We start from the raw sequence: 10,344 nt of genomic DNA, 5'->3' as shown, positions 1-10,344 counted from the left end.
CCAAGGTCGCGCTTGTTGCCTGCATGCGCAAGCTCCTAACCATGCTCAATGCCATGGTCAAAACCAACACGCCTTGGGACGATTCACTTCATCGGGCTTGACTCGGAAGACGGTTACTCAGTCGCGCACCAGCACGACGAGCTTCAGGTCCTCGCGGTGCGTGGGCTTCAGCGTGATCTGCTGGTACACGAGACGGCCATCGGCCGGATGGTCGAATTCGCGCAGGCCGCCTTCGCGCTCGAACACGTCCTGCGACGCCCAGTACTGTGCGAACGCGTCGCTGCCGGTGGTCAGCGCGTCGATCAGCGCGCGCGTCGGCGCGTCGGTCAGGTGGCGGATCGCATCGGCGCGGAATTCGGCCGCGAGCCGCCGCGCGCGGGTGTCCCAGTCGACGATCAGCGTGCGTGCGGCCGGCGACATGAACGTGAAGCGCAGCAGGTTGCGGTCGTGCTCGCCGTCGAGCCAGCCGGAAAAGAGCGCGGCGGCCGGCGCGTTCCACGCGAGCGCGTTCCATTGGCGATCGAGCACGTAGGCGGGCGTCGCGATGGCCGCGACGGTGGCGGCGAGCGTCGGCGGCAGGTCGCCGCCCGCGACGTCGGGCTCGGCCGGGTCGCGCTGCGCGGCCAGCTCGAACAGGTACGCGCGCTCGGCCTTCGACAGCTGTAGCGCGACGGCGATCCGGGCGAGCGCGTCGGCGGAGGCCGACACGGGCCGGCCCTGTTCGATCCACGTGTACCAGGTCGGGCTCACGCCGCACAGTTGCGCGACTTCCTCGCGCCGCAGCCCTGGCGTGCGGCGGCGCGGGCCGGGCGGCAGGCCGACCGCCTGCGGCGACAGCCGCTCGCGGTGGGCGCGGATGAATTCGCCGAGCGCGCGGGCGGGCGTGGCGTCGAGCGGCGGGACGGGGGCGGAGGACGGCTGGTTCATGCGGAAACGGCGAAGTGGAAGCGAAAACGCGGCAACGATCGAACGATCAGACAGGTGGATCGAATACCAGAATAACTACTTAACTTGTACTGGTACAAGCGCCAGCCTATTGTAGCGGCTCGCGCGCTGGCAGGGCAGCGGGCGTCCCACACAATGCGTTGCACGGGGCCGGATCGCGCGCTGAAGCGCCGGGATCGGCCGACTGCATCAAGGAAAGGAGCGAACGATGAAACACCACGACCAGGTCGCCGACGCATTCGGCACGACGGCCGCCGCCTATCTGACGAGCACGGTTCATGCGACGGGCGCCGACCTGCAGACGCTCGCCGACGCGGTGAGCGCGACGCCCGACGCCGCGGTGCTCGATCTCGGTTGCGGCGCCGGCCACGCGAGCTTCGCGGTCGCGCCGCACGTGCGCGACGTGGTCGCGTATGATCTCGCCGCGCCGATGCTCGCGACCGTCGATGCGGCCGCGCGCGAACGCGGGCTCGCGAACGTCCGCACGCAGCAGGGGCCGGCCGAGCGGCTGCCGTTCGACACCGCGACGTTCGACTGGGTCGTGAGCCGGATGAGCGCGCACCACTGGCACGACATGCGCGCGGCGCTCGCCGAGGTGCGCCGCGTGCTGAAGCCGGGCGGCCGTGTGCTGATGATCGACATCGCCGGCAACGACCATCCGCTGCTCGATACGTACCTGCAGGCCGCGGAAGTGCTGCGCGACGCGTCGCACGTGCGCGACTACCGCGCGGACGAATGGCTCGCGATGTTCCGTGCAGCCGGCTTCGACGCGCAGGTGCACAGCCGCTGGCGGTTGCCGATCGATTTCGATACGTGGGTCGAGCGGATTCGCACGCCGGCCGACAGCGTCGCCGGCATCCGCGCGCTGTGGGCGCATGCGCCCGACGAGGTGCGCACCTATTACGCGGTGCAGCCCGACGGTTCGTTCGAGCACGATGCGTTGCTGATCGACGCGCACTGAGCGTGCGGCGCGCGCCGCGCCGCTTTGCCGTTGCGCCATTTCGTCGCCGCATGAAAAAAAGCCGCGATACGCATGAACGCGTATCGCGGCTTTCGTGATTCCGGCCGGCGCCGAACACGCCCGGCGCCCGCGCCGCCCGCGGATCAGCCGGTGTTGCGCAGGCCGGCCGCGATCCCGTTGATCGTCAGGTGAATCCCGCGGCGCAGCCGCGCGTTCGTGTCGCCCGCGCGGTGACGCTTGATCAGCTCGACCTGCAGGTGATTGAGCGGATCGAGATACGGGAAGCGGTTCTTGATCGAGCGCGCGAGCAGCGGGTTGGTCGCGAGGCGGCCTTCCTGCCCGGTGATTTCCGCGAGCGCCCGCGACGTGCGCTCCCATTCCGCGACGATCCGCTCGAACACGTGCTTGCGCAGCTTGCGGTCGGACACGAGCTGCGCATAGCGCGACGCGACCGCGAGATCGGTCTTCGCGAGCACCATGTCCATGTTCGACAGCAGGTTCGCGAAGAACGGCCAGGTCTTGTTCATCTTCTTCAGCAACGTGACGCGCTTCGCGCGTTCGGCGTCGTCCTGCGCGCCGTCGAGATACGCGCTCACCGCGCTGCCGAAGCCGTACCAGCCGGTCAGCAGCAGCCGGCACTGGCCCCACGAGAAGCCCCACGGAATCGCGCGCAGATCCTCGATCCTGCGCTGCTTCGGGTCCTGCAGCTTGCGCGACGCCGGGCGGCTGCCGATATTCAGCTCGGCGATCTCGGTGATCGGCGTCGACGAGAAGAAGTAGTCGGTGAAGCCCGGGGTTTCATAGACGAGCGCGCGGTACGCGGCCATCGCGGAATCGGACAGCGTCTGCATCGCGGCCTCGAACGCGGGCAACTGCGCCGGTGCGTTCGATTGCGGCAGCAGCGATGCCTCGAGCGTCGCGGCGACGACCGTCTCGAGGTTGCGCCGGCCGATCGACGGGTTCGAGAACTTGCTCGCGATCACCTCGCCCTGCTCGGTCAGGCGGATCTGGCCGTTCACGGTGCCCGGCGGCTGCGACAGGATCGCCTGGTAGGTCGGGCCGCCCCCGCGGCCGACCGTGCCGCCGCGGCCGTGGAACAGCCGCAGCGTGATCTTGCGCTCGCGGAACAGGTCGACGAGCGCGAGTTCCGCGCGATACAGCTCCCAGTTCGACGTGAGGAAGCCGCCGTCCTTGTTGCTGTCCGAATAGCCGAGCATCACTTCCTGCTCGGCGCCCTGGTGCGCGATCAATGCGTCGATGCCCGGCAGCGCGAAGTAGTCGCGCATGATGCGCGACGCGTCGCGCAGGTCGGGGATCGTCTCGAACAGCGGGATCACCATCAGGCTGTTCTTCGCGTGGCTGCCCGGCACGCCGAGCGTGCCTTCGAGCAGCCCCGTCTCCTTCTGCAGCAGCAATACCTCGACGAGGTCGCTGACGGTTTCCGTGTGCGAAATGATGTAGTTGCGTACCGCACGCGCACCGAATTGCGCGCGGACCTCGCGTGCCTTCTCGAACACGCCGAGCTCGCTCTGCGCGAGCGCCGAGTATTCGAGGTACGGCGAGCGCAGCGGGCGCGGGTCGGCGAGCGCGGCGAGCAGCACGCGCAGCTTGTCTTCCTCGGCGAGCGCCGCATAGTCGGCCTCGACGCCTGCGCGCGCGAACAGCTCGGCGACCACCGCTTCATGGATGTCGGAACTCTGGCGCAGGTCGATGCTCGCCAGATGGAAGCCGAACACTTCGGCTGCACGCACGAGCGGCGCGAGACGCGGCGCGGCGAGCGACGCGCCGTGGTGTTCGTCGAGCGACGCGGTCAGCACCTTCAGGTCGGCGACGAACGCTTCGGAATCCTCGTACGGAATCGCCCGCACGGGCGGCGCGCCGCGGCCCGCGCTGCGCACCGGCACCGTGCCTTCGCCGAGACGCACGCGTGCGCTCGCGGCGAGCCGTGTGTAGATGCCGATCAGCGCGCGGCGATACGGTTCGTCGACGCGGTGCGGCGACTGGTCGGGCGACGCGGCCGCGAGTGCCTTCACCGCGTCGTTCGCGCCGACCAGCAGGTTCGACACCGACAGCTCGGCGCCCAGCTTGTGGACTTGTTCCAGATAGTGTTCGAGGATCACCGCGGCCTGGCGGTTGATCGCCTCGTCGAGCGTCGCCGCGGTCACGTTCGGGTTGCCGTCGCGATCGCCGCCGATCCAGCTGCCCATCTGGAAGAACGCGGGCACGCGCGCGGACAGGCCGTGCTCCGCGAGCGCGGCCTCGATGTCGCCGTACAGCGCGGGCAGCTCGTCGAGGAACGTCGCGCGGTAGTACGACAGCGCGTTCTCGATCTCGTCGCCGACCGTCAGGCGCGCGTCGCGCAGCATGCGCGTCTGCCACAGCGCGGTCACGCGCGCGCGCAGCATCGTTTCGTTGTACTGGCGCTCGCGCGCGGTCAGCTCCTGGTCGCGCTCGGCGAGCAGGCGCGCGATGTCGTGCTGCGCATCAAGGATGCTCTTGCGCTGCACTTCGGTCGGGTGCGCGGTCAGCACCGGCACGATCAGCGCATCGTCGAAGAAGCGTTGCAGCAGGCGCTTCGACGCGTTGCCGGTGGTTTTCAGCTGGTCGAGCGCGTACGCGACCGTGCCGGGCTGCGGCGCGGAGCCGGCCAGCGCGTGGATGCGGCGGCGGCGGTTGTGGTGACGGTCTTCCGCGATGTTCGCGAGGTGCGAGAAATAGCTGAACGCGCGCACGACGCTCACCGTCTGCTCCGGCGTCAGCTTGCGCAGCTTCTTCTCGAGCGTCTGCGCGGCTTCGCTGTCGTCCTCGCGGCGAAACTTCACCGCGGTCTGGCGGATCGTTTCGACCACGTCGAACACGGTATCGCCTTCCTGTTCGCGCACGACGTCGCCGAGCAGGCGGCCGAGGAAGCGAATGTCCTCGAACAGCGGGCCGTCCTTGTCGTCGCGCGTGCGGGTGCCGGCCTTCGGCGCGACGGCATTGCGGGCGGCGGGGCTCGTGGCTTTCGTCGTGCGTTTTGTCTGACGTATCGGGTCTTTCGGTTTCGTTGCCGTAGGTTTCGTTGCCGTTTTCGCACGGCCGTTCGCGGCGGTGGCGACGGTGTCCGTCGAGGCATCGGGGGAGGGCAAGGCAGCATTGCGGCGCGCCGTACGCGCCGATCCGGAAGACTTCACGATGGGTTTCCTTGGGAAAGCTCGAGTCAAAAGGAACTGCGGAAACTGCGGGAACTGCGGTCAAGCAACCAGCTACGTGCGGCACATCCGCACAACGGCGCCGCGACCCGCGCGGAAGCAGGCCGGGCGCAGGCTCCGGGCCCGGGCGGGCCGGGGCGTGCGTGCTACCATTGTTCGATCTTCAATCCCGTCCTTCGATGTTCCAGCAATGAATTCCGAGACCCCCGCGGCCGGGCCGCAGCAGGCACAGCCGCCCGCGACGTTGACGATTGCTTCGCGCGAGAGCCGCCTGGCGATGTGGCAAGCCGAACATGTGCGTGATGCGCTGCGCAAATTATATCCAGCTTGTGACGTGAAAATCCTCGGGATGACGACGCGCGGCGATCAGATTCTCGATCGCACGCTGTCGAAGGTCGGCGGCAAGGGCCTGTTCGTGAAGGAACTGGAAGCCGCGCTGGCCGACGGCCGCGCCGATCTCGCCGTGCATTCGCTGAAGGACGTGCCGATGGCGCTGCCCGACGGCTTCTCGCTCGCCGCGATCATGGAGCGCGAAGACCCGCGCGACGCCTTCGTGTCGAACGACTACGCGTCGCTCGACGCGCTGCCGGCCGGCGCGGTCGTCGGCACGTCGAGCCTGCGTCGCGAGGCGATGCTGCGTTCGCGTTATCCGCATCTCGAGGTCCTGCCGCTGCGCGGCAACCTCGATACGCGGCTCGCCAAGCTCGACCGCGGCGACTACGCGGCGATCATCCTCGCGGCCGCCGGGCTGAAGCGCCTCGGCCTCGAAGCGCGGATTCGTGCGCTGCTCGACGTCGAGGCCAGCCCGCCCGCGGCCGGCCAGGGCGCGCTCGGCATCGAGATCGCCGCGCACCGCGGCGACGTCGCCGCGTGGCTCGCGCCGCTGCACGACCCGCAGACCGCGCTCGCGGTCGAGGCCGAGCGGATGGTGTCGCGCGCGCTCGGCGGCAGTTGCGAGGTGCCGCTCGCCGCGCACGCGGTGTGGCGCGCGGGCGAGCTGTACCTGACGGGACGCGTGTCGACCACCGACGGCAAGCGCGTGCTGACGGCCGAGGAATGCGGCGCGGTCGTGACCGTCGCCGATGCGCTCGCGCTCGGCCGAGCGGTGTCCGACGAACTCGAGGCGCAAGGCGCGCTCGACATCGTCCAGGCGCTGCTCGCGGGCTCGCAGGCCGCGGGCAAGGGCGACGCCTGATGGCGGGCGGCGCGCGCGCGTTTACCGCTGTCCTGACGCGTCCGGACGGGCAGTCCGACGCGCTTGCGGCGCAACTGGCCGATGCCGGTTGCGACGTGCTCGAATTCCCGCTGATCGATATCGCGCAGGTCGACGATCCGGTGCCGCTCGACGCCGCGTTCGCGGCGCTGGCCGACTACGCGCTGGTGATCTTCGTGTCGCCGAATGCGATCGACCGCGCGCTCGCGCGGTACGACGCGATCTGGCCGAACGCGCTGCCGGTCGGCGTGGTCGGGCCCGGCAGCGTCGCGGCGCTCGAGCGCCACGGCATTGCGGCGCCCGCGCATCGCGTGATCGCGCCGCAGGCGCCGGCCGACGGCGGCGTGCCCCATTACGATTCGGAAAGCCTGTTCGCGAGCATCGAAGTCGCGTTCGGCGGCGCGCAGGCGCTCGCGGGCAAGCGCGTGCTGATCGTGCGCGGCGACGGCGGGCGCGAATGGCTCGCCGAGCGCCTGCGCGAGGCCGGCGCGGACGTCACGCTCGTCGCCGCGTACCGGCGCGTCGTGCCGGAGCCGCGCGTCGGCGCATGGGAGCGCGTGCACGCGTTGCTCGACGGCCAGCCGCATGGGTGGCTCGTCACGAGCTCGGAAGGCGTGCGCAACCTGCACGAGCTTGCGCGGGCCCATCTGAACGAGGCCGAGATCGATGCGCTCAAGCATGCGCCGCTCGTCACGCCGCACCCGCGGATCGAGCAGACCGCGCGGGCATTGGGTTTTGATAGGATTACGCTGACCGGCGCGGGCGATGAGCGCATCGTCCGCGCGTTTCGAACGATGGCCGACGAGGCCGTCCAACCGGCGACAGCCGTACCGGTGACTAAACGCATGACAGATACCAACGATTCCAAAAGCGTCGCTTCCCAGCCGGCCGCTGCATCCGCACCGCCGTCCAGCCCCCCTTATCTCGCGCCCGAGCCGCGTGCGCGCCGCGGCGGCAGCGCGGTGCTGTGGTTCGTCGTCGTCGTGCTCGGCTGCGCGGCGGGTGTCGGCGGCTACGCGCTGAACCGCAAGATCGACCGGCTCGACGGCACCTTCGTCGCGCGCCAGAAGGCGCTCGACGCGCAAGCGGCCGAAACGCGGCTGAAGACCGAGCAGGCGCTCGCCAGCACGCACCAGGTCGACACGCAGCTCGCGCAGCTCGACGGCAAGCTTGCCGATGCGCAGAGCGCGCAGCAGGCGCTGCAGCAGCAATACCAGGACCTGTCGCGCAACCGCGATGCGTGGATGCTCGAGGAAGTCGACCAGATGCTGTCGAGCGCGAGCCAGCAGCTTCAACTGACCGGCAACACGCAACTCGCGCTGATCGCGCTGCAGAACGCCGACGCGCGTCTCGCGACGTCGCAGAGCGCGCAGGCCGTCACGGTGCGCAAGGCGCTCGCGCTGGACATCGAGAAGCTGAAGGCCGCGCCTACGGCCGATCTCACCGGCCTCGCGATCAAGCTCGACGACGCGATCGCCAGGATCGACGCGCTGCCGCTGTCCGGCGAGGCGATCGTGCCGCACGCGGCGCCGAAGGCCGCGCCGGTCGACGCCGCCTCGTCGGTCGCCGCCGGCGAGCCGCGCTGGAAGGTGTGGTGGCATGACTTCTCGGCCGGCCTCGGCCAGCAACTGAGGGGCCTCGTGCAGGTGCGCCGGATCGACAACGCGGACGCGATGCTCGCGTCGCCCGACCAGGGCTACTTCGTGCGCGAGAACGTGAAGCTGCGCCTGCTGACCGCACGGCTGTCGCTGCTGGCGCGCAACGACAGCGCGATGAAGGCCGACCTGCACGCCGCCCAGGCGTCGCTCGGGAAGTATTTCGATCAGGCGTCGAAGGACACGCAGACCGTCGAGGATCTGCTCAAGCAGGTCGACGGCGCATCGCTGACGGTCGCTGTGCCGAACCTGAACACGAGCCTGAACGCCGTTCAGCAGTTCAAGAGCCGGGGGTAACGATGACGCTTCGAGGAATCGTCTGGCTCGCGGTCCTGTTCGCGATCGCCGCGGCGCTCGCCACCGTGGGCCGTTTCGACGCGGGGCAGGTGCTGCTCGTCTATCCGCCGTACCGGATCGACGTGTCGCTGAACCTGTTCGTGATCGCCATCGTCGTGCTGTTCATCGTCGTGTACGCGCTGCTGCGCATCGTGCGCAACATCTGGCGCATGCCGCAGCGGGTCGCCGCGTATCGGGCGCGTTCGCGCAACGAGAAGGCGCAGGCGTCGCTGCGCGATGCGATCGCGAACCTGTACGCGGGCCGCTTCTCGCGTGCGGAGAAGGCCGCGCGTGAAGCGCTGACCGTCGACGCGAACCTGGGCGCCGCGAGTCTCGTCGGGGCCACGGCCGCGCACCGGATGCACGAGTACGCGCGCCGCGACGACTGGCTGTCGAAGGTCGACGCGCCCGAATGGCAGGATGCACGGCTACTTGCGGCGGCCGACATGCGCGCGGACGCCCGCGACGCCGACGGCGCGCTCGCCGCGCTGGCCGACATGCAGGCCGGCGGCAAGCGCATTCATGCGCAGCAGGTCGCGTTGCGTGCCCAGCAGCAACTGAAGAACTGGGCCGAGGTGCTGAAGCTCGCGAAGGCGCTCGAAAAGCGCGAGGCGCTGCATCCGGCCGCGGCCGTGCGGCTGCGCCAGCAGGCAGCGGAAAACCTGCTGCGCGAACGCCGGCACGATCCGGACGCGCTGCTCGAAGTGTGGCAGTCGCTGTCGCCGGTCGAGCGCCAGTCGCCGCGTCTGGCCGATCTCGCGGCCGAGCTGCTGGTGCCGCTCGAGCGCCGCAACGAAGCGCGCCGCATCGTCGAGGACGCGCTCGCGCACAACTGGGATGCACGCCTGCTGCGCCGTTACCCGGACACGGCCGGCGCCGATGCGCTGCCGCTGATCCAGAAGGCCGAAGGCTGGAAGAAGGATCATCCGGAAGATGCCGACCTGCTGTTCGCGCTCGGCCGCCTCTGCCAGCAGCAGCAGCTGTGGGGCAAGGCCCAGTCGTTCCTCGAATCGGCGCTGAAGCTGGCCGACAACGAGGCGCTGAAGGTGCGGGCGCATCGTGCGCTCGCCCGCCTGTTCGAGCACCTCGGCGAAACCGACAAGGCCGCGAAGCACTACCGCGAAAGCGCGCTCGCGATCACCGTCGTGTGACGCGGCGCTGCGCTGCGTACAAAGCCCCGAACGCCGATCGGCCTTCGGGGCTTTTTTTCGCCCGTGGCGAGGCAGGGGCGGCCCGCAGCGCGTTACGCGCCGAGCCTGCGCAGCAGGTCGTCCTCGCTCGCGACGAACCAGACCGATTTTCCGCGATTGCACTCGCGAACGAGCGCGCGCAGCGCTTCGCTGCGCGCGAGCCGGCGGTCGATGTCGCCGACCACGCCGAGCCGGACGCCGTAGTTGGTCAGCTTTTGCAGCACGGCGCCGGCCAGCCCGCTGTCGAGCCGGTAGAAGTCGTCATGCAGCGTGTCCGCCGCGACCGCGATCCAGTCGGCTTCATGCTCGTGCGCGAGCGCGACGAGATCGAGCGCGTCGCTTTCCCGTTGCACGAGGCCGGCGGAAGGATCGCGGACCAGCACGCGGCTGCCGGCGGCCTGAACGATTCGATGGGGCATGTCGAGCGTGTCCGTCGATGAGAGAAAAGTGCGCACGGTGTCGCGCTGCCCGCGGATGAAGTGAGGCTGCTCGGGAAGAAACCGTACCTGCGCGTGCGGCACGAGGCGCGCCAGGCGATCCTGCGTGTCGCGGGAATCGAGCATCACGTCGCGGCCTCCGACGATCGCCAGCACGGGCATCGACAACGTGCGGAGCATGGTGTCGTCGAATACCGGAATCGGCTCGATGCGCGGCCGAAAGCCGCGATCGACGGCGCGCATCAGGGCGAGCGCGTCCCGTTCGGCCGGCGTCGATGCGGGTGGCAGGCGACCCAGCACGCGCCGCCGCACGCATGCACGCCCGGCATCGCCGAGCAGCAACAGCGGCAGCGCCCACCACAGAAACGGCTTCTGCCTGCCGATGCCGGACGGGCAGAGCAGCGCGAGCCGGGTGA

The 10,344-nt window shown here is 69.8% G+C and carries 7 protein-coding genes and 1 pseudogene; 5 read left to right on the top strand and 3 right to left on the bottom strand.

The genetic code is table 11. The features are described from left to right. Positions 1–101, top strand: a pseudogene (locus H3O04_RS30125) (IS110 family transposase); the annotation flags it as partial. 16 nt (positions 102–117) lie between these two features. On the opposite strand, the gene H3O04_RS30120 reads toward H3O04_RS30125, so the two are convergent. After that, positions 118–927: a helix-turn-helix transcriptional regulator gene (locus tag H3O04_RS30120; RefSeq protein WP_012329003.1), complete on the bottom strand. Its 810-nt coding sequence runs from the start codon at positions 925–927 to the stop codon at positions 118–120. A 226-nt stretch (positions 928–1,153) separates the two neighbouring features. Here H3O04_RS30120 and H3O04_RS30115 point away from each other — a divergent pair, with 226 nt between their 5' ends. After that, the gene (locus H3O04_RS30115; protein ID WP_069232996.1) at positions 1,154–1,906 is read left to right on the top strand and encodes a class I SAM-dependent methyltransferase; all 753 of its coding nucleotides are present in this window, start codon (positions 1,154–1,156) and stop codon (positions 1,904–1,906) included. A gap of 143 nt (positions 1,907–2,049) precedes the next feature. Here the strand turns inward: H3O04_RS30115 and ppc are convergent, their stop codons facing one another. Further along, on the bottom strand, positions 2,050–5,079 hold the full coding sequence (ppc, locus tag H3O04_RS30110; protein WP_124477705.1) for a phosphoenolpyruvate carboxylase: 3,030 nt from the start codon (positions 5,077–5,079) through the stop codon (positions 2,050–2,052). 208 nt (positions 5,080–5,287) lie between these two features. Between ppc and hemC the strand changes: the two genes are divergently transcribed. From hemC to H3O04_RS30095, 3 genes are read left to right on the top strand one after another with little or no spacing between them, the layout of a single operon-like run. Then, entirely contained in the window at positions 5,288–6,292 is a 1,005-nt protein-coding gene (hemC, locus tag H3O04_RS30105; protein WP_202589063.1) for a hydroxymethylbilane synthase, read from the top strand. Then, entirely contained in the window at positions 6,292–8,262 is a 1,971-nt protein-coding gene (gene hemDX / locus H3O04_RS30100) for a fused uroporphyrinogen-III synthase HemD/membrane protein HemX (protein ID WP_202589062.1), read from the top strand. Before hemC ends, hemDX begins: the two co-directional genes overlap by 1 nt. 2 nt (positions 8,263–8,264) lie before the next feature. Continuing rightward, a complete protein-coding gene (locus H3O04_RS30095; protein WP_006478121.1) occupies positions 8,265–9,452 on the top strand; it encodes a heme biosynthesis protein HemY in 1,188 nt (395 codons plus the stop codon). A gap of 92 nt (positions 9,453–9,544) precedes the next feature. On the opposite strand, the gene H3O04_RS36355 is transcribed toward H3O04_RS30095, so the two are convergent. Next, positions 9,545–10,344: DUF4180 domain-containing protein (locus H3O04_RS36355; protein ID WP_237666479.1), on the bottom strand; the 800-nt coding region annotated here is incomplete at its 5' end.

Source organism: Burkholderia sp. KCJ3K979, assembly GCF_016759955.1.
Lineage (GTDB): Bacteria > Pseudomonadota > Gammaproteobacteria > Burkholderiales > Burkholderiaceae > Burkholderia > Burkholderia orbicola.
Note: the sequence above shows the minus strand (reverse complement) of the source record. Positions and strands in the feature narration are given on the sequence as shown.

Bases quoted from the DNA above. Each gene is read 5' to 3' on its own strand.
- hemC (WP_202589063.1), top strand. From the start codon at position 5,288: ATGAATTCCGAGACCCCCGCGGCCGGGCCGCAGCAGGCACAGCCGCCC.
- hemDX (WP_202589062.1), top strand. From the start codon at position 6,292: ATGGCGGGCGGCGCGCGCGCGTTTACCGCTGTCCTGACGCGTCCGGAC.
- H3O04_RS30120 (WP_012329003.1), bottom strand. From the start codon at position 927: ATGAACCAGCCGTCCTCCGCCCCCGTCCCGCCGCTCGACGCCACGCCC.
- H3O04_RS30115 (WP_069232996.1), top strand. From the start codon at position 1,154: ATGAAACACCACGACCAGGTCGCCGACGCATTCGGCACGACGGCCGCC.
- H3O04_RS30095 (WP_006478121.1), top strand. From the start codon at position 8,265: ATGACGCTTCGAGGAATCGTCTGGCTCGCGGTCCTGTTCGCGATCGCC.